This window comes from Sphingomonas sp. (assembly GCF_036402235.1).
Lineage (GTDB): Bacteria > Pseudomonadota > Alphaproteobacteria > Sphingomonadales > Sphingomonadaceae > Sphingomonas.
The window spans coordinates 1-23,348 of record NZ_DASWTG010000010.1; the positions used below are offsets into that span (position 1 = coordinate 1).

The 23,348-nt window shown below is 67.2% G+C and carries 24 protein-coding genes and 1 tRNA gene; 8 read left to right on the forward strand and 17 right to left on the reverse strand.

Going from position 1 to position 23,348, the window contains the following annotated elements:
* The 3 genes from VGD28_RS01740 to VGD28_RS01750 all read right to left on the reverse strand — a co-directional run.
* The coding region (locus VGD28_RS01740) for an RES family NAD+ phosphorylase (protein WP_331026612.1) at positions 1–367 on the reverse strand (367 nt) is incomplete at its 3' end.
* A gap of 5 nt (positions 368–372) precedes the next feature.
* The gene (gene dxs, locus VGD28_RS01745) at positions 373–2,298 is read right to left on the reverse strand and encodes a 1-deoxy-D-xylulose-5-phosphate synthase (RefSeq protein WP_331026613.1); all 1,926 of its coding nucleotides are present in this window, start codon (positions 2,296–2,298) and stop codon (positions 373–375) included.
* 107 nt (positions 2,299–2,405) lie between these two features.
* On the reverse strand, positions 2,406–3,002 hold the full coding sequence (locus tag VGD28_RS01750; protein WP_331026614.1) for an NAD(P)H-dependent oxidoreductase: 597 nt from the start codon (positions 3,000–3,002) through the stop codon (positions 2,406–2,408).
* Between the two features lie 125 nt (positions 3,003–3,127).
* Here VGD28_RS01750 and VGD28_RS01755 point away from each other — a divergent pair, with 125 nt between their 5' ends.
* Positions 3,128–3,661, forward strand: coding sequence for a TetR/AcrR family transcriptional regulator (locus VGD28_RS01755; protein ID WP_331026615.1), 534 nt, complete (start codon positions 3,128–3,130; stop codon positions 3,659–3,661).
* Position 3,662: 1 nt separating this feature from the next.
* On the opposite strand, the gene VGD28_RS01760 is transcribed toward VGD28_RS01755, so the two are convergent.
* On the reverse strand, positions 3,663–4,127 hold the full coding sequence (locus VGD28_RS01760) for a Fur family transcriptional regulator (protein ID WP_331026616.1): 465 nt from the start codon (positions 4,125–4,127) through the stop codon (positions 3,663–3,665).
* A 38-nt stretch (positions 4,128–4,165) separates the two neighbouring features.
* On the reverse strand, positions 4,166–4,549 hold the full coding sequence (locus VGD28_RS01765; protein WP_414714452.1) for a MerC domain-containing protein: 384 nt from the start codon (positions 4,547–4,549) through the stop codon (positions 4,166–4,168).
* Between the two features lie 114 nt (positions 4,550–4,663).
* On the opposite strand from VGD28_RS01765, the gene VGD28_RS01770 reads away from it, so the two are divergent.
* From VGD28_RS01770 to VGD28_RS01795, 6 genes are all read left to right on the forward strand, one after another.
* A complete protein-coding gene (locus VGD28_RS01770; protein WP_331026618.1) occupies positions 4,664–5,689 on the forward strand; it encodes a COX15/CtaA family protein in 1,026 nt (341 codons plus the stop codon).
* Positions 5,686–6,000, forward strand: coding sequence for a divalent-cation tolerance protein CutA (cutA, locus tag VGD28_RS01775; protein ID WP_331026619.1), 315 nt, complete (start codon positions 5,686–5,688; stop codon positions 5,998–6,000). Before VGD28_RS01770 ends, cutA begins: the two co-directional genes overlap by 4 nt.
* The gene (locus tag VGD28_RS01780; RefSeq protein WP_331026620.1) at positions 5,976–6,809 is read left to right on the forward strand and encodes a hypothetical protein; all 834 of its coding nucleotides are present in this window, start codon (positions 5,976–5,978) and stop codon (positions 6,807–6,809) included. The genes cutA and VGD28_RS01780 overlap by 25 nt, the downstream gene beginning before the upstream one ends.
* Positions 6,810–6,939: 130 nt before the next feature.
* Positions 6,940–7,419: a 50S ribosomal protein L13 gene (gene rplM / locus VGD28_RS01785; RefSeq protein WP_331026653.1), complete on the forward strand. Its 480-nt coding sequence runs from the start codon at positions 6,940–6,942 to the stop codon at positions 7,417–7,419.
* On the forward strand, positions 7,419–7,955 hold the full coding sequence (rpsI, locus tag VGD28_RS01790; protein WP_331026621.1) for a 30S ribosomal protein S9: 537 nt from the start codon (positions 7,419–7,421) through the stop codon (positions 7,953–7,955). Before rplM ends, rpsI begins: the two co-directional genes overlap by 1 nt.
* Before the next feature lie 294 nt (positions 7,956–8,249).
* Entirely contained in the window at positions 8,250–11,765 is a 3,516-nt protein-coding gene (locus tag VGD28_RS01795) for an autotransporter domain-containing protein (protein WP_331026622.1), read from the forward strand.
* Positions 11,766–11,924: 159 nt separating this feature from the next.
* Here VGD28_RS01795 and VGD28_RS01800 read toward each other — a convergent pair whose 3' ends face one another.
* The 11 genes from VGD28_RS01800 to cyoA all read right to left on the reverse strand — a co-directional run bounded on the left by VGD28_RS01800 (position 11,925) and on the right by cyoA (position 21,679).
* A complete protein-coding gene (locus VGD28_RS01800; RefSeq protein WP_331026623.1) occupies positions 11,925–12,680 on the reverse strand; it encodes a metallophosphoesterase in 756 nt (251 codons plus the stop codon).
* Positions 12,677–13,510, reverse strand: a complete 834-nt coding sequence (locus VGD28_RS01805) for a diacylglycerol/lipid kinase family protein (protein WP_331026624.1) — start codon at positions 13,508–13,510, stop codon at positions 12,677–12,679. Before VGD28_RS01805 ends, VGD28_RS01800 begins: the two co-directional genes overlap by 4 nt.
* 7 nt (positions 13,511–13,517) lie before the next feature.
* Positions 13,518–14,675, reverse strand: coding sequence for an aminotransferase (locus VGD28_RS01810; protein WP_331026625.1), 1,158 nt, complete (start codon positions 14,673–14,675; stop codon positions 13,518–13,520).
* A gap of 79 nt (positions 14,676–14,754) precedes the next feature.
* Positions 14,755–14,910, reverse strand: a complete 156-nt coding sequence (locus VGD28_RS01815) for a hypothetical protein (RefSeq protein ID WP_331026626.1) — start codon at positions 14,908–14,910, stop codon at positions 14,755–14,757.
* Between the two features lie 88 nt (positions 14,911–14,998).
* Complete coding sequence (locus tag VGD28_RS01820; RefSeq protein WP_331026627.1) at positions 14,999–15,541, reverse strand: response regulator transcription factor; 543 nt, start codon at positions 15,539–15,541, stop codon at positions 14,999–15,001.
* Positions 15,541–16,839: an ATP-binding protein gene (locus VGD28_RS01825; RefSeq protein WP_331026654.1), complete on the reverse strand. Its 1,299-nt coding sequence runs from the start codon at positions 16,837–16,839 to the stop codon at positions 15,541–15,543. The genes VGD28_RS01820 and VGD28_RS01825 overlap by 1 nt, the downstream gene beginning before the upstream one ends.
* Positions 16,839–17,534, reverse strand: coding sequence for an SURF1 family protein (locus VGD28_RS01830; RefSeq protein WP_331026628.1), 696 nt, complete (start codon positions 17,532–17,534; stop codon positions 16,839–16,841). The genes VGD28_RS01825 and VGD28_RS01830 overlap by 1 nt, the downstream gene beginning before the upstream one ends.
* A 7-nt stretch (positions 17,535–17,541) precedes the next feature.
* On the reverse strand, positions 17,542–17,898 hold the full coding sequence (gene cyoD / locus VGD28_RS01835) for a cytochrome o ubiquinol oxidase subunit IV (protein WP_331026629.1): 357 nt from the start codon (positions 17,896–17,898) through the stop codon (positions 17,542–17,544).
* The gene (gene cyoC / locus VGD28_RS01840) at positions 17,895–18,530 is read right to left on the reverse strand and encodes a cytochrome o ubiquinol oxidase subunit III (protein WP_331026630.1); all 636 of its coding nucleotides are present in this window, start codon (positions 18,528–18,530) and stop codon (positions 17,895–17,897) included. The genes cyoD and cyoC overlap by 4 nt, the downstream gene beginning before the upstream one ends.
* Before the next feature lie 2 nt (positions 18,531–18,532).
* A complete protein-coding gene (gene cyoB, locus VGD28_RS01845) occupies positions 18,533–20,533 on the reverse strand; it encodes a cytochrome o ubiquinol oxidase subunit I (RefSeq protein ID WP_331026631.1) in 2,001 nt (666 codons plus the stop codon).
* A 15-nt stretch (positions 20,534–20,548) separates the two neighbouring features.
* A complete protein-coding gene (gene cyoA, locus VGD28_RS01850) occupies positions 20,549–21,679 on the reverse strand; it encodes a ubiquinol oxidase subunit II (RefSeq protein WP_331026632.1) in 1,131 nt (376 codons plus the stop codon).
* A 131-nt stretch (positions 21,680–21,810) separates the two neighbouring features.
* On the opposite strand from cyoA, the gene VGD28_RS01855 reads away from it, so the two are divergent.
* Positions 21,811–23,142, forward strand: coding sequence for an MFS transporter (locus tag VGD28_RS01855; protein ID WP_331026633.1), 1,332 nt, complete (start codon positions 21,811–21,813; stop codon positions 23,140–23,142).
* A 79-nt stretch (positions 23,143–23,221) separates the two neighbouring features.
* Here the strand turns inward: VGD28_RS01855 and VGD28_RS01860 are convergent.
* Positions 23,222–23,296, reverse strand: a tRNA-Val gene (locus VGD28_RS01860).
* Positions 23,297–23,348: the final 52 nt, after the last annotated feature.

A 23,348-nucleotide genomic window follows, 5' to 3' on the forward strand; every position in this document is an offset into this window, starting at 1 on the left:
CGGTGCCCACCGATCGGTACATCACCACTGAAGGCACGATCAGCACGAGGCTACGGCATTCTTCGAGCCATTTGTCGCCGTAACGGCAGCTCGCCTGATGCGTGTCGCGCTGCCAGCCCGGCAACGCCAGCGGATCGACCGTCTCGATCGGTGCATCGGCCGGGACGGTTGCCGCAACCCAGCGCTGATCGTCGGGCGGTGTCTCGCCCTGTAGATGAACCAGGCGCTCCAGCATCATCAGCGCCATGGTGGTCGACCCGTAGATCGTCTCCCGCCCCTCGCTGTTCCAGCGTCCGCCCCCCTGGCGGGGCTTCCACACGGGGTCGCCGTTGCCGGCCGCGGTGAAAAGAACGAGCGGCGCCTTCATTGCCGTCAGGCCCGTGCGCCGAGAGCCTTCACGCTGTTGTGGCGCAGAGCCTCGAGCACCGTCTCGACGATCGCCGCGGCGTCGAGCCGCGCGTCGGCATACTGACGGTCGGGTTTGTCCTGATCCTGGAAGACGTCGGGCAGGCGCAGCGTGCGGACCTTGAGGCCCGCATCCAGCAGCCCCTCGTCCGACAGCCAGGTGAGCAGATGCGCGCCGAAGCCGCCAATCGCGCCCTCCTCGATCGTCAGTACCACCTCGTGCGTCGCGGCCAGTCGGCGGACGAGCTCGTAGTCGAGCGGCTTCGCAAAGCGCATGTCGGCGACTGTAGTCGACAGCCCCTTCGCATCGAGCTCGTCGGCGGCCTTCAACGCTTCGCCGAGACGGGTTCCGAGCGAGAGGATCGCGACCTTCTTGCCTTCGCGGACGATGCGGCCTTTGCCAATCCCCAGGCGCTCGGGCGTGGTCGGCAGCGGCACGCCGATGCCTTCGCCACGCGGGTAGCGCACGGCGATCGGGCTCGAATCATGCATCGCCGCTGTGTGCACCATGTGCACCAGTTCGGCTTCGTCGGCGGCGGCCATCACCACCATGTTCGGCAGCGTCGCCAGATAGGTGACGTCGAAGCTGCCGGCGTGGGTCGAGCCGTCGGCGCCGACGAGTCCGGCCCGGTCGATCGCAAAGCGGACCGGCAGGTTCTGGATCGCCACGTCGTGGACGACCTGGTCGTAGGCGCGCTGCAGAAAGGTCGAGTAGATGGCGCAGAACGGGCGGTGGCCCTGCGCGGCGAGGCCGGCGGCGAAGGTCACCGCATGTTGCTCGGCAATGCCGACGTCGAAGGTGCGCTCGGGGAACGCCGCCTCGACCTTGTCCAGTCCGGTGCCGGACGGCATCGCAGCGGTGATGGCGACGACCTTCTCGTCCCGCGCCATTTCGGCCTTCAGGGCATCGGCAAAGACGGCCGTATCGGCCGGCGGACCGCCGCCCGGGCCCTTGTCCTGCTTGCCCGAGACGATGTCGAACTTGACCACGCCATGATATTTGTCGGCGGCATTCTCGGCCGGGCCGTAGCCCTTGCCCTTCTTGGTCACCGCATGGACCAGGATCGGCCCTTCCTCCGCGTCGCGGACATTCTCCAGGATCTCGACCAGCGCCTCGACATTATGCCCGTCGACCGGCCCGACATAATAGAAGCCGAGTTCTTCGAAGAGCGTGCCGCCAGTCACCCAGCCGCGAGTATATTCCTCCATCTTGCGGGCCGCCATGTGCAACGGCTTCGGCATCGCCCGCGCCAGCTTCTGCGCAACGCGCCGCGGCCCAAGATATTTGTCGGACGACACCAGGCGGGCCAGGCTGTTGCGCAACGACCCCACCGGCGGCGCGATCGACATGTCGTTGTCGTTGAGGATGACGATCAGGCGATTGCCTGCCTGCTCGGCATTGTTCATCGCCTCATAGGCCATGCCCGCGCTCATCGATCCGTCGCCGATCACCGCGATCCCGCGGCCCGGCGTGCCTGCGAGCTTGTTGGCGACCGCAAAGCCCAGCGCGGCCGAGATCGAAGTGGACGAGTGCGCCGCGCCGAACGGGTCGTACTCACTCTCGCTGCGCTTGGTGAAGCCGGAGAGGCCCCCGCCCTGGCGCAGCGTGCGGATGCGATTCCGCCGGCCGGTGAGGATCTTGTGCGGATAGCATTGGTGCCCGACGTCCCAGACCAGCCGGTCCTCGGGCGTGTCGAACACATAATGAATCGCGACGGTCAGCTCGACCACGCCGAGCCCCGAGCCGAGATGCCCGCCGGTAGTGCCCACCGCGCTGATCGTCTCTGCGCGCAGTTCGTCCGCCAGCTGGCGGAGCTGGGCGGGCTTGAGCTTGCGGAGATCGTGCGGCGTGTCGACCGTGTCGAGCAACGGCGTCTTGGGAAGGTCGGCCATCTTGCGCACTTACTCCAGCGTCATGATGCTGTCCAACGCCCCTGCAGCGGCAAGGGGTGCACGGTCATGAGCGAAAGGTGAGCAGTCGCTGAAACGGCCCCCGGCCCTCAGGCGGCACGACGCATCGCCAGGGCGCGGCCGAGGCTGCGTGCCGCATCGAGATTGGCCTGCTGGCTCTCGCCATGCGATTCGAGCAGCAACTCGTGCCGCACTACGCGCGCGCCGCAATAGTCGAAGATGCCGTGATCGATCTGGGTGCGCATCGCCCCGAAATAGCCGTGCCGCGCATATGTGCCGGCATCCGCTCCGGCCACGGCGACCAGCACCACCTCGAGGCGGCCAAGCTTCTTGCGCTCGTCATCCCCCGCATACCCATAGGCCCAGCCATTGGTGAACACGCGGTCGATCCAGCCCTTGAGCAGCGCCGGGAAGGACCACCAATAGACAGGGTAAACCAGCACCAGCCGGTCGGCGCGGTCGATTCGCTGCTGCTCGGCGAGCACGTCGGATGCAGGCGTCGCGGTCAGCAGATGCGCGGCGAGATCTTGCGCGGTCTCGCGCGGATCGAAGCCCTCGGCGGCGAGATCGGCGATCTCCACCGATGCCGCGGGATCGGAGTCGCGCAGCCCGTCCGTCACCGCCGCCGCGACCGCGTGGGTCAGCGAATCGGGATCGGGATGGGAGATCACTACCAGGTTACGCATCGTCAGCCTCCAACATGTCTGGAAATCGGGCATCAAGCTTATATACTGATAGTAAGTTACTAATGGTAGGTTATATGTCAACCCCTCGCACCCGAATGTCGCGCGAAAGTCGGCTGGCGCAGTTGATGGCAACCGCCTGGAGCATCATCCGCGCGGAGGGGACCGATGCGCTGACGCTGGGGCACCTCGCCGAGCGTGCAGGCGTGACGAAGCCGGTGGTGTACGATCATTTCGGGACGCGCGCCGGGCTGCTCGCGGCATTGTTCCGGGATTTCGACGCGCGCCAGGACGAGCTGATGGACGCGGCGCTTGCCGCCAGTCCGGCCACGCTCGACGATCGTGCGCAGGCGATGGCCGGCGCCTATGTCGATTGCGTGCTGACGCAGGGGCGCGAGATCCCGGGCGTGGTCGCCGCGCTGGAAGGGTCACCCGAACTGGAGCAGATCATGCGCGCATTTCGCGCGATGTTCCTCGAGAAATGCCGCGCGCTGTTCGTGCCCTTCGCCCCGTCGGGCACGATTTCAACGCCAGCGCTCTGGAGCATGATGGGGGCGGCACAGCTGCTTTCCTATGCCGCCGCGACGGGCGACGTCACGCGGGAGGAAGCCATTGCGGAGCTGGCGCGCACGATCCGTGCGATGACCATGGCGGAACGCTAGTTCAGTTGCAGTCCGCGCACTTGCCGCGCACCTCGATCACCGGCCGTACCGGCGTGAAGCCCGCGCCGCGCGCGGCGGTGCGCACAGACTTGGTGATCGTATCGTCGTCGATATGGGTGGTCTGGCCGCACGAGTCGCACACCAGGAAGATGCAGTCGTGCAGGCAGTCAGGATGCGCATTGGCGACATAGGCATTGGCGCTCTCGACCCGCCGCGCGAGGTTCGCGCTGACGAACAGGTCGAGGATGCGATAGACGCTGTTGGCGGCGACGCGGCGTCCCTCACGCTTCGACACCGCTTCGGCGATGTCATAGGCCGAAGCCGGCTTGTCGAACCCGGCCAGCGCCTCGAAGATCGAGGCACGCATCGCTGTCCATTGCTCGCCGGCCTTCTCCAGCGTCGCCTGTGCGGCGTGCGCGAGATCGGCGCCCTGCGGCTCGTGATGGCTATGGTCGTGCGCGTGCATGGGTGGAATGTAGGCTTGCGAAGGCTTCGCAGCAAGCGTCAGTAGGTCGCGCGCCGGTTGAGGTCGTGGCCGAGCGCGAGGACGGCGACGCCGATCACCGTCCACAATATCTCCTGCCCGCCATGCGGCAGCGTGAGGGCACCGGCCATCATGCCGAGGCCGAAGGCACCGACGGCGGACGGCATCATATAGCCGTGCTTCCAGATGCCGCGGCCGAGCGCGACCAGTCCGAACAGGATCGCCAGGACGAGCCCGATCTCATGGATCGCGGGATGGAGGAAAGACCCTGCCGCCGATGCCAGCGCGAGCAGCACCGTGCTGGCCACGCAATGCGCCAGGCACAGGCTCGACAGCCCGATCGCAAAGCGATCGAATCGCGAATCGACCTGTTCCCAGACTCGGGGGGCAAGCGCATGGGCCATGCGCGCCATATAGAAGCAGGCCCGCAAAGTTACAACATAACATCGTCTGCCCGATACCGCGGTTTTTCGGGCGTTTCGCTGGCATTTGCGGTCGGCAGCGCATACACCGCGCGCGTGTCACAGTTCAATCAAACCGCCCGCCCCCGCGCCATCGCCAACTGGCTGTTCGCCGTCGCCGTGCTGATCGTCCTGATGGTTGGCGTGGGCGGCGTCACCCGGCTGACCGAGTCGGGGCTGTCGATCACCGAATGGAAGCTGGTGACGGGCACCCTGCCCCCGTTGTCCGAAGCCGCGTGGCTCGCCGAATTCGAGAAGTACAAGCGCATTCCAGAATATCAGCAGATCAATGCGGGGATGAGCCTGGAGGCGTTCAAGGGCATCTATTTCTGGGAGTATCTGCACCGGTTGCTCGGCCGGCTGATCGGCGTCGCCTTCGCGCTGCCGCTGGCGTGGTTCGCGATCCGCCGTGCCATCCCGCGCGGCTATGGCCTGCGGCTGGCGGGGCTGTTGATCCTCGGCGGGCTGCAGGGCGTGATCGGCTGGTGGATGGTGACCTCCGGCCTCGCCGAGCGCACCGACGTCAGCCATTTCCGGCTCGCCGCGCATCTGCTGCTCGCGCTGTTCATCCTGGCCGCGCTGATCTGGACCGCGCTCGACCTGCGCGCGCTGGCGCGCGATCCCGGCTACCGCCCGGCGCGGCTGACGGGCGTAGCGTTGTGGACTGGCCTCATCCTCTTCATCCAGCTCGTCTATGGCGCGTTCGTGGCGGGGCTGAACGCCGGGCTCGTGACCAACGAATGGCCACTGATGAACGGCAAATTCTTCCCGTCCGAAGTGCTGGCGGTGCGGCCGTTCCTCGATGCGATGCTCAACGATCCGGCGATGATCCACTGGTTCCACCGCTGGTGGGCGTGGGTCACCGTGGCGGCCCTGATCGTGCTGGCGCGCCATGCCAAGGCAGCCGGCGACCGCGGGGCCTCGATCGCGATCCATTGCGCGTTCGGGACGCAGATCCTGCTCGGCATCGCGACGGTATGGACCGGCGTGAACATCCATGTCGCGGCGACCCATCAGATCGTCGGCGCGCTGGTCGTCGCGGCGACGGCCTGGGGCGCGCATTCGGTGGGGCGGCGGCGGTGAGCGACATCGCGCTCGTTCATGCGACCTTCACCAGCGCTGCCGAGGCCGAGACGATCGGGCGGCAAATGGTCGAGGCGCAGCTCGCCGCCTGCGTCAATCTGCTCGGCCCGTGCAACTCGATCTATCGCTGGGAAGGCAAGGTCGAGACCGCGGCCGAATATCGCGCGCTGTTCAAGACGACGCCGCAGCTCGCCCGCGAGCTGGCCGACCGGATCGCGGCGCTGCACAGCTATGACCTGCCGGCGATCGAGATCTGGCCCGCAGCCGCGGGAGATGCGATCGCGCGGTGGGTCGACGATTCGACGCGTTGATCGCCGCGATCCTCCTCACGGCGCAGGCGAGCGCCGCCATGTTCGCCCCGCCGCTCGACCGGCCGCTGCGCGCGGTTACCGAAATGGCTCGAACCGATGCGGGAGTGACGCGGCGCTTCACCAACGCACGGCGGATCGTCTTCCGCCGCCAAGGCGAGGACTATCGCGCCGAGGTGACGCTCGAGGCCGGCACGCCGGTGGCGGAGGGCGACGATGATCCCGCCGCGATGTTTCGTGCAGGATTCGCGCGGATCGCGGGCCGCACCGTGGTGCTGCATCTCGACTCCGCCGGGCGCGTAACCGCGATCGAGGATCAGGCTGCGGTATGGAAGGCGTTTCTCGACGGCATCGCGGCGCTGGCGCCTGCGGGTTCGGGCGATCTCGACCGAAAGCGTGCGGGCCGGATCCGCGCAATCCTCACCATGCTGGCGCCGATGCCGCCCGAACGCCAGCGCGCGACGCTTGCCTCGCTGGTCGAGCCGCTGATCGCCGCGGACATCGCCGCGGCGGGCGAGTCACCGCCGCGCGCGGTCCGCGTTCCCGCAGGGCCGGCCTTCGGCGCCGCGCAGTTGAGCGGCCTCCGCAGCGTGCGACGTGCCGCGGGCAAGCTGGAAGTCGTCGTTACCGCCGAGGGCCCGGTCGCGATCGCGGGGCCGGACGCCGCCGCGCAGGGGCGCATGTCGCTCGAAACCCTGCGGCGCGTCGATCCTGCATCAGCGCTGGTGATCGAGAGCCGCGAGGAAGTCCGAACCCGCCTTCCGGACGGCTCCACGGTATCCGAACGGACCACGACGACACGCCTGGAATAGCGAGGGTATCATAATACCCGTCAACAAAGCCGCGGTTTTCTTGACTTTCACGCCTCATTTCGTCATTTGGCCGCCGTTCGCGCCGTCCGTGATGGGCGGCGCCATGCATTTTAACATGAGGTCTGGCCCCATGAAGGCGCTGATGAAGACCACCAAGTCGGTGAAGCCGGCCGAGGTGGAGAAGAAGTGGCATATCGTCGACGCCGAAGGTCTGGTCGTCGGCCGCGCCGCGGTGGTGATCGCCAACGTGCTGCGCGGCAAGCACAAGACGAGCTTCACCCCCCATGTCGATTGCGGTGACAATGTCATCGTCATCAACGCCGACAAGGTGCGCTTCACCGGCAAGAAGCTGGCCGACAAGGTCTATTACAAGCACACCGGCTATGCCGGCGGCATCAAGGAAATCACCGCCGCCAAGGTGCTCGAGGGCCGCTTCCCCGAGCGCGTGCTGGAAAAGGCCGTCGAGCGCATGATCCCGCGCGGCCCGCTGGGCCGCCAGCAGATGCGAAACCTGCGCATCTACAAGGGCGCCGAGCATCCGCACGAAGCGCAGAACCCTGAAGTCCTCGATATCGCGGCGATGAGCCGCAAGAACAAGGTGGGCGCATAATGTCCGACAATCGCCAGTCCCTTTCCGATCTCGGCGCCATCGCCGCCGGCGCCCCCGAGGGTGCCGAGGCCGCGACCAGCGCCGACGCCTATCTGGCCGGTGCCCCGGTCGTTGAGACCGCGCCGCTGCGCCAGCAGGAGCTCGACGCCTATGGCCGCGCCTATGCGACCGGCCGCCGCAAGGACGCCGTCGCCCGCGTGTGGATCAAGCCCGGCTCGGGCAAGATCACGATCAACGGCCGCGACCAGGAGGTCTATTTCGCGCGTCCGACGCTGCGCCTCGTCATCAACCAGCCGTTCGGCGTCGCTGAGCGTGACGGCCAGTATGACGTGATCTGCACCGTCAAGGGCGGCGGGCTTTCGGGCCAGGCCGGCGCGGTCAAGCACGGCATCGCCCAGGCGCTGACCAAGTATGAGCCGGTGCTGCGCGGCCCCGTCAAGGCGGCCGGCTTCCTGACCCGCGACAGCCGCGCGGTCGAGCGCAAGAAGTACGGCAAGGCCAAGGCCCGCCGCAGCTTCCAGTTCTCGAAGCGCTGATCCTTTCCGGATCGAACGCTACAAGGGCGGCCCCGCAACGGGCCGCCCTTTTTCGTTGCACGGCAGGGCGAACGCACCGCGCGAAACGCCTGGCCCCATCGCCCCACCCGTCCATTTTTTCGATGAAAGCTCAATCCGATACCCGGATCGGTTAAGAACTGTGGCACCTGCGCATCAATCGGCGCGTAATAGAGTCATTTGTAACGACGGAGACTTGACGTCACTCCGCATCCGCATAGCCTCGCTCAAATCCAACCCGGTCTGGGCCGTCCGGGTCAAACACAGGGGGCAACCATGAACTTCGCTCGTCCGCAGCGGCGCGTCCGCGCTTCGCTTCTCCTTTCAGCCGCCGGGCTCGGCCTGGCGCTCACCGTCCCGGGCATCGCCCAGGCGCAGGCGCTGACCCCCGGCGAGCTGGTCGATAGCCCGCACGACACCGTGCGCATCGCCGACCTTGTGGAAGCGCCGCACGCCGCCCCGCTCAGCGTGGCTCCGGCAACGCAGAGCGGCTTCGTCGCGCCGGACGAAGCGATCGATTCGCCGCACATCACCATCAACAACAATTTCACGCCGACCCAGGCATATGACCCCACCAACATCACCGGCATCGGCCAGGTGATCACCGATGCCGGCGGCGGCTTCATCGGCACCTGCACGGGCACGCTGATCAATCCGCGCACGATCATCTTCGCGGCGCATTGCGTGAACACGCGGGCGGCGACCGCCTATGGCGCAAATTCGGGCGGCGTCGGCGTCGGCGTCGGCTTCGAGACGAATACGCGCGCCAACGCCGCCGGCCAGACCGACGAGCTCGTCCGCTGGCTGCTCGGCGGCACCGGCGGTGCCGGCCGCTTCCAGTCGAACACGGCGCAGGCGTTCTACAACATCAACCAGGTGTTCTACGATCCGCGCTCGCAGGCGCCGGCATCCTGCACCAGCGCGACCTCGTGCTTCCTGGAGGCCGACGTCGCGACTGCGGTGCTCGACACGCCCGCGCGCAACGTGCCGACCTGGGCGCTGCTGTTCTCGCCGCTGCCGACCCCCGGCAGCATCAACACCGCGACCGGCACCGGCTATCACGTCAACATCGGGGGCTATGGCGCGTTCGGGAACGGGACCACCGGCTCCTCCACCAACGGCAATTATCGCCGCCGCGCGGCCGAGAACATGCTCGGCGCGCTGGTGTCGATCAACACGCGCAACGAGTTCCTGTTCGGCACCCCGGGCTCGCCCTCGCGTCCGCAACAGCTCTACTTCCTCGATTTCGACGATCCCGCGCGCGGCACTGCAAGCGCCAATCCGCGCGACTTCAACGGTTTCCGCGACAATGCGCTGCCGCGCGAGGGCACGACCGGCCCGGGCGATTCGGGCGGCCCCCTGATCCTCGACCGCACCTTCTCGAAGCAGGTCGTGATCGGCGTCCTCTCGGGCGGATCGACCTTCTTCACGGGGCAGCCGGGCGGCAGCTACGGCACGCAGAGCTTCTATCAGCCGCTTTTCCTCTACTGGGACTGGATCGTCGCCAACAACCCCTATCGCTATGTCACCGCAGTGGCCGGGAACCGCAACTGGGAGGACGGCACCGCCTGGGTCACCGAACTCGACCCCAATTACCAGATCATCGCCAACGGCCAGCTGGTCAACGGCCTGCCCACGCATCTCGGCGGCGCCAATTCGGGCAACGGCCCGCAGTTCGGCGAGATGTGCTTCCAGTCGCCGAGCAGCTCGTCCAACCCGGCGAGCAACGAGTGCGTGGACATCGCGACCGGGCAGGTCCGCAACAACGTGCCCAACGGATCGAGCGAGTCGAACGCGCCTGCGCTTGCCGACGTCACCGGCAATAGCGGCCTGAGCCTGCCGGAGGAGACCGCGCAGGCCGCCCCGGGCTATACTGACACGGTGCGCCCCGCGCCAACGATCGCGAACGGCCTGCCCGGCGCGACCAACTTCACGCCCAACAATGTCGACGGGGTGCGCACCACCGGCCAGATGGGCCGCTACTATGACGTCACGCTGCGCAATGCCGGGGTGGTGACGCTCAATTCGGCCGTCACGATCGACCGGTTCTCGATCATGGGCGCGACCTCGCAGCTGACCATCGCCAGCGGCGCATCGCTCACCAGCCTGATCGAGATCCGCCAGAACACCGGCACCATCGTCAACAACGGCACGCTGGCGTCGCCCGGCGACTATCTGATCCTGTCGGGTCTGCTAACCGGCACCGGCCAGGTCAATGCGCCCTTCACTACCAGCGTCCTGGGCAGCATCGCGCCGGGCACGCTGACCACGCCGGGCACGCTGACCTTCAACGGCAGCCTCATCCTGTCGTCCGGCTCGGGCTATCTCGTCGATCTCGGCGCGAACGGCACGTCGGATCGCATCGTGATCGCGGGTGCCGGCAATCAGGCGAACCTGGGCGGCAATGTGCAGCTCTCCTATTCCGCCGCGACGCTGCGGGGCGGCAACAGCTATACCATCCTCACCGCACAGGGCGGGATCACCGGCACGTTCAACGCGCCGACCTCGCTCAGCGCGATCCTGCGCCCGACGCTGAGCTACACCGCGAACTCGGTGGTGCTGAACATCGTCGCGGGCCGGTATCAGGACGTGGTCTCGCCTTCGGACACCATCGCCTACACCTATGCCCGCATCCTCGATTCCAACCGCAGCCGCGCGGCAAGCTACGACACGCTCTACGGCCCGCTCGACCTGCAGAACGCGGCGACGATCAACGCCACGCTCGGGGCGCTCGCCCCCGCGATCGAATCGACGGTGCAGACGCTGAGCTTCGCTGCGGTGGATGCGAATGCGAACTTCATCCGCAATCGCATCCGCAACCTCGACGCATCCGGCCTCGACGGCACGGTGGCGCACTATGGCCGGCCGATCCAGGTCGCCGCGCTCGGCCTCTCGCCCGCAATGGGTGCCAAGCCCGTCGCCAGCGACATGGCGCCCCCGCTGGTGCTGCAGGAAAGCGCGCTGCCCGACAATATGAGCGGCTTCGTCTCGGCCGGCTATCTGACCGGTGACGGCCGCAGCATGACCGGCATTGGCGGACGCGACGATTTCGACGGTTGGTATGTCGGCGGCGGGATCGAGGTCGCGGTGGGCGACAAGGGCTTCGTCGGCTTCGCGCTGTCCTATTCCGACCTCGACGGCACCGCCTCCTTGGCCGGGCAGACGGCACAGAACCAGGCCTTTCAGGGCACGCTCTACGCCAAGACCGGCACCGCGGGCGGCCTGATCGTTGACGGCCATGTCACCGCCGGCGCGCTGAACACGAAGACGCGGCGCGTGATCAACTTCCTCGGCACGCCCTACACGCTCCGCGCTTCGGACGCCGCGCTGGTGCTCAGCACCGAGCTCGGCATCAGCAAGAACCTGGGCGGTGACGCGTTCGAGATCACCCCGCGCATCGCCGGGCGCGGCACCTATATCGGCTTCGGCAGCGCGCTCGAGAGCGGCGGGCCGGTCGCGCTCGACTTGCGGCGTCGGGAGTACAACAGCTGGCAGGGCCGCGCGGGCATCACCTTCGGCGCCGGCAAGGCATCCACGGTGCGCCCGTTCGTCACCGGCACCTATGTCCATGAGTTCAGCGACCAGCCGGGCGCAGTCTTCGCCAATCTGGTCGGCGCGCCCAGCGGCTTCGCCTTCGCGCTCAACGGCGAGGACAAGGACTGGGGCGAGATCAGCGGCGGCCTGACCTTCAAGGCGGGTGCGGTCGACCTGTCGGTTTCGGCCGACACCACGATCGAGCGGAGCGACGTATCGGTGCAGACCTATCGCGGATCGGTCACCTTCCGCTTCTGATCTGCCGGACTGGGATTGAAGGGGCCGTCCCTTCGGGGGCGGCCTTTTCTTGTCAGGGTACGGCGCCGGCCCGCGCCCCCACCCGGCCGCCCATAGGATACTGGCGTTAGGCGGCCGGGTGAGAGCGCGCCGGCACCACTTCAGCGAAGCTGAACGATGCTATGCTGGCGACAGGCGTCGATCCGGCGCAGCGCCCATGCGGCGCACGATCGTCTCGATCCCCTCGCCGATGCGAAGCTCGTTGAACGAGGGCGGGCTTTCGCGCACGCGTTCCGACAGCGTCCCTGCGCCGATCAGCCGCACCTCTCCCGCGCCGCTCGCCTCGCGGATGTCGAACGGATCGTGGACGTGCCCGCTCAGCACCGCGTCCGCCCCGGCCGCAGCCAGTGCCGCAAGCGCCGCGCGCCCGCCGCGCGTATGCGAACTGCTGCGCGTCCCCGCCTCGATCAGGGGGTGATGGCAGGCGATCAGCACGCGGTGGCCATCGGGTGCCGCCTCGACGAGCGCCAGCGCCTCCTGCAACGCGCGAGTGCTGACATGGCCCTTCGACCAGTTGAGCCGCCACTGGAAGCGCGCGGTGGTCTTGAGCGGCACGATCGCGAGGCCGGGCAGGTCCAGCGGTCGCTCGATCATCCGCTCGAGCGCGCGGTAGCGCCGATAGGGCGTCACGAAGCGCGCCCACAGGTTGAAATAGGGAAGGTCGTGGTTGCCCACCTCGACCGTCACCGGCGCGTCGAGGGTCTCCAGCCATTGCGCCGCCGCCTCGAACTCGCGGGTGCGCGCGCGCATGGTGAGATCGCCGGTCATCACGATCGCGTCGGGCCGCTCGGCGCGGACGCAACCGGCGAACCAGTCGAGCGCCTCACGGTCCTCCGCGCCGAACTGCACGTCGCTGACGTGGAACAGGCGAATCATGCCGCTTCCTCGCGGGTGGCGATGAAGGCGGGGGCTGTCATTCCCCCGCTCACCTCGACATCGGGGTCGAGCGTCACCGGCTCGCCATCGAACAGCGCAAGGACCGGGCGGCTGCACACCGGCCGCAGCCGCGTCGCGCGCTGGTCGGTCACCGCGCGCGCTGCGATCCAGTCCCCCGTCAGCCAGTTCCAGCCAAGCTCGGCGATCGAGGCCCAGTCGCGCGCATCGATCGCCGCGACCTCCAGCGCATCGGCGGCAGGCGCGACGAACACCGCCTGATAGCGCCCGCGCATTCCCGGCACGCCCGCGACCCGGATCCCCTTGCCGAAGGTCTTGCGCCACGCGCTGCGGATCGCGCCCAGCACTCGCGCAACACGGCCCTTGCGCGCAGCTTCACGCGCACGCGCCCAATGGGCGGCGGGGCCGAGGATCAGGCCGACGAACGCGCGGTGCGGCCCCGCCTCGACATAAGGGAGCGCCACCCGCCGCCCGCCTTCATGCGCGGCATGGATGATGTCGGCGGGCTCGGCATCCCCGTGCAGCGTCTTGGCGAGCAGGTTCATCGTACCGCCCGGCAGAATCAGAAAGGCGCCGTCCCATTCCGCGAGCGCGCAGAGCGCCGCGTTGATCGTTCCGTCACCGGCGAACAGCACCACCGTATCGGCACGCGCCTCGGCCAGTTCCGCGACCGAAGGGATCGCCTGATCGGGAAAACCTGTCCGCCCCGCCAGCACGAGCCCGCGTTCCTTGAACACCGCTTCCAGCGCTTCGCATTTCTCCTGCGTCGCCGATCCCGAATTGGGGTTGGTGATGAACCACAGCCGCTCCACGGAGCTGCTAACGCACGAACGCCGATCGCGCCGCATCCATCCGCTCGATCGCGGCATCGAGCACGTCGTCGGCCTTGGCGAAGCACAGCCGCACCAGATTGGTCACCGGTGCCTGCGCGTAGAAGGCCGAGACCGGAATCGCGGCGACGCCAGCTTCCTCGATCAGTCGTTCACAGAAAGCCATGTCATCCAGCGCGATGCCCGACGCTTTCAGATCCACCGACAGGAACCACGTCGCCGCTGAGGGCAGCACATGATAGCCCCCGGCGGCGAGGCCGCCTTCCAGCCGGTTGCGCGCGCGCTGGAAGCCCGCGACCGATTCCGCGATCCAGTCGTCCTGCATCTCCAGCCCCGCCGCCACCGCCCATTGCAGGTTGGGGGCGGTCGAGAAGGTAAGGAACTGGTGCGCCCGCGCCAGACCCGCGACGATCGGCGGCGCGGCGCACATCCAGCCGACCTTCCAGCCAGTGAGGGCGAAGATCTTGCCCGCCGATCCGATCTTCACCGTCCGCTCGCGCATGCCCGGCATCGCCATCAGCGGCGTGTGGCGCGCGCCGTCATAGACGACATGCTCCCAAACCTCGTCGCACACCGCGATCAGGTCTCGCTCCACGCAGAAGGCGGCAAGATCGGCCAGTTCCTCGCGCGACAGCATCGCGCCAGCGGGGTTCGCCGGGTTGTTCACGACGATCAGCCGCGTGCACGGCCCCGCCGCTTCCTCCAGCGCTGCGCGCGTCAGCCGCCAGCTTCCCGGCTCTAGCCGCGCCAGCCGTGCCACGCCGCCGGCACGCTGAACGAGCGGGAGATAGGCGTCGTAGAGCGGCTGGATCAGGATCACCTCGTCCCCCGGCGCGATCAATGCCGCGAAGGATGCGGCGATGGCCTCGGTAGCGCCCGAGGTGACGATGACCTCCTCGGGCGAGAGATCGAGTTGCTGGTGGCGCGCATAGTGCGCGGCGACGGCCTGCCGCAGCTCGGCGAGGCCAGCCATCGGCGGATATTGGTTCGAGCGCGTGACGAGTGCATCCGCCGCGGCGCGGACCACCGGCACGCAGCCCTCGCCATCGGGAAAGCCCTGCCCCAGATTGATCGCACCGCTCGCTCGCGCCCGCGCCGACATCGTCTCGAAGATGGTGGTGCCGAGCGCGGCGTAGACCGGGTTCATGTCCGCAGCATGCCCGAGCGGCGCGTCAAAGAGAAGAAGGGGCCGTGCAGGCCCCTTCAAAGCGTCCGGTTGGAAAGGATCAGCGGTCCTGCTGATCCTTGCCGGGTTGGCGTTGCTTGCCTTGGCCGCCGTCCTGCTGGCGTTGCGGCTGGCGCTGCTGCTGCTTCTCCATCTTCTGGCCGCGTTGCTGTTGCTGCTGGCCGCCCGGATTCCGGCCCTGGTCGCGCTGGTTCATCACATCTCTCCCGATGCCCGCTCGCCTTGTTGAACGAGCCGCCATGGCAATCGATCCGCGATCCGTCGCGTTTCGCGCTCTTTTGCAGCTACTTGACCGGCCGCTTCTCGAGCTTGCGCGCCAGCGTGCGGCGGTGCATCCCCAGCCGCCGGGCGGTCTCGGAGATGTTGAACCCGGTCGCGGCGAGCGTCTCGTTGATCATCTCCCATTCGTGCGTCTTGAGCGAGGCCGCCCGCGGCGTAACCGGCACGTCGGGATTGCCCGGCGCCTTGCCGAACGCGGCCTCGATATCGTCGGTGTTCGACGGCTTTACCAGATAGTGGCAGGCGCCGAGCTTGATCGCCTCGACGGCGGTGGCGATGCTGGCATAGCCGGTCAGCACCACGATCAGCGTCGCCGGATCCTGCGCGTGAAGCCTCGCCACGCAGGGCAGGCCCGATGCCGTACCGAGCTTCAGGTCGACCACCGCATGGGTTGGCGTCTCCGCTTCGAGCAACGCGTCCAGCTCGGCCGGGCTGGCCGCCACCCGCACCCGATAGCCGCGCCGCTCGAACGAGCGCTGCAGCGTGCGCGCGAAAGTCGCGTCGTCCTCGACGATGATAAGACTTGGGATCAGGCTCGGCTCCCCCATCAGCGTGTTTCCGCATGGATCAGCGGCAGGATCAGTCGCACCTCGGCGCCGCCGCCCGCCGGATTGCGCGCCTCGATCCGCCCGCCCATCCGCCGCGCGACATTGCTGGCGAGAAACAGGCCAAGGCCATGCCCGGCCCCCTTGGTCGAGCGGTACAGCTCGCCGACATGCGCCAGCGCTTCGGGATCGAAGCCCGGCCCATAGTCGCGCACGACGATCGCCAGCATCCCCTCCTCGACCTTGCCCGTTAGGCGAAGCCCGAACGGCGAGGCTTCCGCCGCGTTGTCGAGCAGGTTCGCCACCGCCTGGCGCAGCGCCGGATCGACCGCGATGACGGCCGGCCCGGCATCCTTGGTGCTGGTCGCGATCGGCACCTGCGGATGCGTCGGCTGCCACGCCTCGGCCAGCTCGGTCAGGAAGGCCGCCGCCGCCATGCTCTGCATTGCCTCCCCGCGCGGCCGGCCTGCGGAATGGAGAATGTCGGAGACGATCGCCTTGCAGCGCTGCACCTCGGCCTGCATCTCCTCGACCTCCTCCGCCAGTTGCGCGTCGCCGGCGATCGCCGGCACCCGCCGCCAGTCGGCCAGGATCACCGAAAGCGTGCCGAGCGGCGTGCCCAGCTCGTGCGCCGCGCCCGAGGCGAACAGGCCCATGCGGACGATCCCTTCCTCTTCCGCGGCATGCTGGCGAAGATCGGCGACATGCGCGTCCCGCGCGCGCAGGTTGCGGCTGATCCGCACGATGAACAGCACCAGCAGGCTGGCGACCATCACGAAGCCGACCCAGTGGCCGATCGCGAACAGATCGCCATGCGCGACCACCAGCCCCGCGGGTAGCAGCAGCGGCACATAGCTGACAGTGAGCAGCGCATAGCTGCACGCAGTGGCGGCCACGAGTATGGCAACGGCCGCAGGGGGAAGCAGGATCGCGCCGAGCACGACCTGAAGCAGGTAGAGCGAGATGAACGGGTTGGTCGCGCCGCCGCTGAAATAGAGCTGGAGCGTCAGCACCCCCATGTCGATGAGCAGCGCGAGCATCACCTCCGCGTCATGGACGCGATGGCGCGGCAATGCCATGGTCGCGAGCAGGTTCGCCACCGCCAGCAGCGCCGCGACCCCCAGCATCTCGACCACCGGCAGCGGGACCCTCAAGCCGAAATGGACGAGCAGGATCGCCAGCGTCTGCCCCGCCACCGCGATCCATCGCAACTGGATCAACTGGCGCATGTTCTCCGCAGCGGCGGTCTCGGCGATGAGGCGGGGGCCGCGGCGGGTGAGCGCGAGCAGCGGCGCGTCCATCACGCCGACTTCCGCCGCAGCAGGAGGAACAGCGCGGCGAGGCCGATCCCCGCCAGCCCGAACCAGGTGAGCGCATAGACGAGATGGTTGTTGTTGAAGCGCAACACGGTGAGCCCGCCTACCGGCCATCCGCCCGGATTGGGGGTCGCATCGGCATCGATGAAGAAGGGCGCGGCGGGTCCGATCCCCCGTGCCGCAGCGATCGCCGGCACGTCGCGCGAATACCAGCGGCCGCCCGCCGCGTCGTTTGAGCGCAGGAACCCGCCCTGCGGCTCGCTCGCACGAAGAAGCCCGGTGACGGTCACGGGGCCGGCAGCCTGTGCGGCGGCGCGCGTCGCGGGATCGCGCCGCTCGGCGGGCACGAAGCCGCGATTGACCAGCACCATGCCCTGCGCCGCGCGCAAAGGGGTCAGCACCCAGAAGCCCGCGCCATGCATAGTGAGCGCCTGCACCAGCGTCTCGCGGTCATGGAGGAAGGTCCCGGTCACCCGGATGCGGCGATATTCGCTGCTCCGCACGTTCAGCTGCGGCCATTGCGCCCTTCCGGGCATCGCCACCGGCGCGGCGCGCGTCCCGGCCTCGACCCGCGCGATCAGGTCCAGCTTCCACGCCCGCCGCTCGACCTGCCACACGCCGAGCGCCGTGAACCCAAGCGTGGCCAGCAGCGCCAGCGCAATGAGGAACGCGCGTTTCATAGCGGTCTCAGGCCGACGGCACGTCCACCATCGGCATCATGTTGGAGTTGAGGTGGAACATGATCCACAGCGACCCCGCGATCACGATCAGCACCAGCACCGCGGTGAAGATGTACGCCATCAGCGTCCAGCCGCCCTCCGACTGGGTATTGACGTGCAGGAAGCAGACGGTGTGGACCAGGATCTGGACGATCGCAGCACCGACGATCAACACGCCGGTCGTGGCCGCGTCGAGCGGGCCGGTCATCACCAGCCAGAACGGCACGGCGGTGAGCACCACCGACAGCAGGAAGCCGATCACGTAGATGCGGCGCGACGCGTGCGGGGCGCCGTGGCCAGCTTCGGCATGGGTAACGTCGCTCATCGCAGGACCCCGAGCAGATAGACGAAGGTGAAGACGCCGATCCACACGACGTCGAGGAAGTGCCAGAACATGCTGAGGCACTGGAGCCGCCGCTGGTTCTCCGGATGCAGCCCGCGCTGGCTCAGCTGGAACAGCATGACCACCAGCCAGATGATGCCAAAGGTGACGTGCAGCCCGTGCGTCGCGACCAGCGTGAAGAAGGCCGAGAGGAAGGCGCTGCGCTGCGGCGTCGCGCCCTCATGGATCAGCTCGGCGAACTCGAACAGTTCGATGCCGACGAACGCCGCGCCCAGCAGCCCGGTGACGATCAGCCAGACTTGCGTGCTGCGCAGCTTGCCTTCCTGCATCGCGATCATCGCGAAGCCATAGGTGATCGACGAGACGAGCAGGATCGCGGTGTTGAGCGCGACCAAGGGCAGCGAGAAGATCTCGCGCGGGATCGGCCCGCCGGCATAGGCGGTGCTGAGCACGCCGAAGGTCGCGAACAACGTCGCGAAGATCAGCGCGTCGCTCATCAGGTAGATCCAGAAGCCGAGCAGCGTGGAGCCGCCCGGCTCGTGGTGATGCTCGTCCTCGACCAGATAGAAGGTAGGCTCGCGCGCTTCGGTGCCGTTCAGTGCTTCCGCGGCCATGGTCACGCTCCCGCCGCGAGCAGCGTGGTGCGCGCGTCCTCTTGTTCGGCGACCTCATCCACCGGGATGTAGTAATCGCGGTCGTAGTTGAAAGTGTGCGCGATCGAATAGACCAGCAGCGCCACTGCCGAGACCGCAGCCAGCCACCAGATGTACCAGATCATCGCAAAGCCCAGCACCGCGGCCAGCGCAGACAGGATCACGCCCGCGCCGGTGTTGCGCGGCATGTGGATGGGCTTGAAGCCCTTTTCCGGCCGCCGCGCGCCGCGCGCCTTCATGTCATACCAGGCGTCGAGATCGTGGACCTGCGGCTGGAACGCAAAGTTGTAATTGGGCGGCGGCGAGGAGGTCGACCATTCCAGCGTGCGGCCGTCCCAGGGGTCGCCGGTGGTGTCGCGCAGCTTGTCGCGGTTCTTGATGCTCACCGCAATCTGGATGACGAAGGCGGCGATGCCGATCAGGATGATCACCGCGCCGATCGCCGCGATGATGAACCAGGGTTGCAGCGCCGGATCCTCGAAATGGTTCACGCGGCGCGTCGTCCCCATCAGGCCGACGATGTAGATCGGCGTCCAGGCGACCCAGTAACCAATCACCCAGCCCCAGAAGGTCACCTTCCCCCAGAACTTGTCCAGGCGGAAGCCGAACGCCTTGGGGAACCAATAGTCCATTCCCGCGAACAGGCCGAACACCACGCCGCCGATGATCACGTTGTGGAAGTGCGCGACCAGGAACAGCGAGTTGTGCAGCACGAAGTCGGCAGGCGGAACCGCCAGCAGCACGCCGGTCATGCCGCCGACGACGAAGGTGATCATGAAGGCGACGACCCACATCATCGGCAGCTCGAAGCGGATGCGGCCGCGATACATGGTGAACAGCCAGTTGAAGATCTTCGCGCCCGTCGGGATCGAGATCACCATGGTGGCGATGCCGAAGAAGCTGTTGACGCTCGCGCCCGACCCCATGGTGAAGAAATGATGCAGCCAGACGAGGTAGGACAGGATCGTGATGACCACCGTCGCATAGACCATCGACGAATAGCCGAAGAGCCGCTTGCCGGTGAAGGTCGAGGTGATTTCGGAGTAGATGCCGAACACCGGCAGGATCAGGACGTACACCTCCGGGTGTCCCCAGATCCACACCAGGTTCCAGTACATCATGGCGTTGCCGCCAAGGTCGTTGGTGAAGAAATTGGTGCCGACATAGCGGTCGAGCATCAGCATCGCGAACGCGGCGGTCAGCACCGGGAAGATCGCGACCACCAGCACGTTGCTGCACAGCGCGGTCCAGCAGAACACCGGCATCTTCATCATCGTCATGCCCGGGGCGCGCATCTTGATGATCGTCACCACCATGTTGATGCCCGACAGCGTCGTGCCGATGCCGGCTATCTGCAGCGCCCATAGATAATAGTCCGGCCCTGTGCCGGGACTGTTCTCGATATTGCTGACGGGGACATAGTTGAGCCAGCCGCCGCGCGAGAATTCGCCGACGAACAGCGAGGCCATCACCAGTAGCGCGCCCGCGACGGTCAGCCAGAAGCTGAGGTTGTTGAGGAACGGGAAGGCGACGTCACGCGCGCCGATCTGAAGCGGCATGACATAGTTGACGATGCCCACGACCAGCGGGATCGCCACGAAGAAGATCATGATCGTCCCGTGCGCGGTGAAGATCTGATCGTAGTGGTGCGGGGGGAGATATCCTTCGCTCGCGCCGAACGCGATCGACTGCTGCAGGCGCATCATCAGCGCGTCGGCAAAGCCGCGCAGCAGCATGACGATGCCGAGGATCATGTACATGATCCCGATCTTCTTGTGGTCGACCGTCGTGAACCACTCGGTCCAGAGATAGCCCCACAGCTTGTACTTGGTCACCGCGCCGACGATGCCGAGGCCGAGCAGGACGACCACGGCAAAGGTGACGAGCAGGATCGGCTCGTGAACCGGGAAGGATTCGAGCGTCAGGCGGCCGAAGATCGTCCGCGTGATGGATTCATCGAACATGACGGCTCCGAAGGATCACGCCGCACCGGCGCGCGGCGCGCCGGGCAGGGTGGAGAGATTGAACGAGGTCTTGTGGTCGCCATGCCCGCTGGCGCCGCCCTGCTTGGATTCGGGCGAGGTGCGGTTGGGGCCGTCGCCCTTCTCCTCACCCTTCTTGAAGATCGCGCCCTTGGGCTTGTCGCTGTCCGGCGGCGGGCTGCCGTGGCCCGAATGCATCGCGCCGCCCGCACGCTGGTCGTGCCGCATTGTGTCGCTCATGCACGGCGTGCCCGGGCGGACGCAGCGATTGTAGACCCGGTCGAACAGCGTGTTGTCGACACTGGCGAAGTACATCGCCGGCACGCGCTCGCTGGGCTTCTCCAGCGCGAGGTAGCGCTTGGTGTCAAGCGCCTGGCCGCCGGCCTTGACCCGGCCGACCCAGGCGTCGAACCCGCCCTGGTCCACGCCATAGAGCTTGAAGCGCATGTGCGAGAAACCCTCGCCGCTATAGTTTGCGGACATGCCGCGGAAGGTGCCTTCGCGGTTGATCACCGCGTGCAACTGGCTCTTCATGCCGGGCATGACGTAAATCATCCCGGCCAGCGTCGGCGCGTAGAAGGTGTTCATCATGTTGGTCGAGGTCAGCTCGAACCGCACCGGCCGATCGACCGGCAGCACCAGCTCGTTGACGCTGGCGACGCCCTGCTCGGGGTAGATGAACAGCCATTTCCAGTCGAGCGAGACGACCTGCACGATCAGCGGCCTGGCCTCCGGATCGGCCGGCTTGCTCGCGGAGATGCGATTTAGCGGCCGGAACGGGTCGAGCAGATGGGTGCTCCACCAGGTCAGCGCGCCGAGGCAGATGATGATCAGCAGGGGTGCGGACCAGATCACCAGCTCGAGCGCGGTCGAGTGGTCGAAATCGGGATCGTAGGTCGCGTCCTTGTTGGTATGGCGGTAGCGCCACGCGAATAGGATGATCAGCGCGATCACCGGAACGATGATCAGCAGCATCAGCGCCGTCGAGATGTAGATGATGTCGCGTTGCTGCAACGCGATGTCGCCGGCCGGATCGAGGACCGAGCGGTCGCACGCGGCGAGCATTGCCATGAGCGGCAAGAGCGTCAGGTTCCGGCGTGCAGTGGACAGTTTCGTGTCTTCGCGCATGGACCTCCGCCTATCCCGGCGCAGGTCCGCGCCGACATTGGACATTTTGTCCTATCCCCGTCGCGGCGCTTTTCTGGTGCAGCGGACGTTGAAACGCCATAATATCGAAGAAGCTGCCGGAGCAAAGCCATATGACTGCACCGATCGCCGCATCAACCTCGACTCCGCTCGAGCGCGACGCCCGTCTCGTCAGCGCCCGCGAGCACAAGATCGCCCCCGGCGAGATCGCGATCGGCGTGATCGTGGGCCGCACCAGCGAATTCTTCGACTTCTTCGTCTATGCCATCGCTTCGGTCCTGGTCTTCCCGTCGCTGATCTTTTCCTTCGCCGATCCGCTGACGGGAACGCTCTATTCCTTCGCGCTGTTCTCGCTCGCGTTCATCGCGCGCCCGCTCGGCTCTGCGATCTTCATGTGGATCGATCGCAACCATGGCCGCGGCGTGAAGCTCACCATCGCGCTGTTCCTGCTCGGCGGGTCGACCATGGCGATGGCATTCCTGCCCAGCTACGATCAGGCTGGCATGGCGGTGGTCTGGGTGCTCGCGCTGCTGCGCATCGGGCAGGGCATCGCACTGGGCGGCGCGTGGGACGGACTGCCCTCGCTGCTCTCGCTCAACGCGCCGCCGAACCATCGCGGCTGGTATGCGATGATCCCGCAGCTCGGCGCGCCGCTCGGCCTGATCGTGGCGGCGGGGCTGTTCGCCTTCTTCATGTCGACGCTGTCGGACGCGGATTTCCTCTCCTGGGGCTGGCGTTATCCCTTCTTCGTCGCCTTCGCGATCAACGTCGTTGCCCTCTTCGCCCGCCTCCGCCTCGTCGCGACGCCCGAATTCGAGCGGCTGTTCGAGAGCCGCGAGCTTCAGCCCGCGCCCTTCTGGGAAACGGTGCGCGAGGAAGGGCGGACGATCGTGCTCGGGTCGTTTGCGCCGCTCGCCAGCTTCGCGCTGTTCCATCTCGTCACCGTCTTCCCGCTCTCCTGGATTCGGCTGAACACCGGTGAGGCGGCGGAGCGGTTCCTGGTGATCGAGATCGTCGGTGCCGTGGTTTGCGTTCTCGCCATGCTCGCATCCGGCTTCATCGCCGACCGCGTCGGGCGGCGTGCGGTGCTCGGCGTCTCGGCGGTGCTGATCGGTGCCTATAGCGGCTTCGCGCCTCAGCTGCTGGGTGCAGGCGGTTTCGGCGAGACGGTCTATATGATCGCGGGCTTCATCCTTCTCGGCCTCGGCTTCGGCCAGTCGTCGGGCGCGGTCAATGCCAGCTTCTCGAGCGAGCGCCGCTATACGGGCGCGGCGACCACCGCCAACCTCGCCTGGCTGATCGGCGCCGGTTTCGCGCCGCTGGTCGCGCTTTTTCTGGCGAGCAATTTCGGCCTGTGGTCGGTGGGCGCCTATCTACTCTCCGGCGCAGCCTGCACGCTGGCCGCGCTCGCGATCAACCGCGACTGGGCGCGACCGGGGGCGTAGCGGCTGGCGGAGGCACCCATCTGCCCCGATCACAAACGAAAAGCCCCGGAAAGCGAAACGCTTTCCGGGGCTTTTGTAATGGTGGGCGCGGCAAGGATTGAACTTGCGACCCCTGCGATGTCAACACAGTGCTCTACCACTGAGCTACGCGCCCGAAACCGCTTGGCGATTGCCTTGCGGCGAATCTCGGGAAGCGGCCGTTTAGC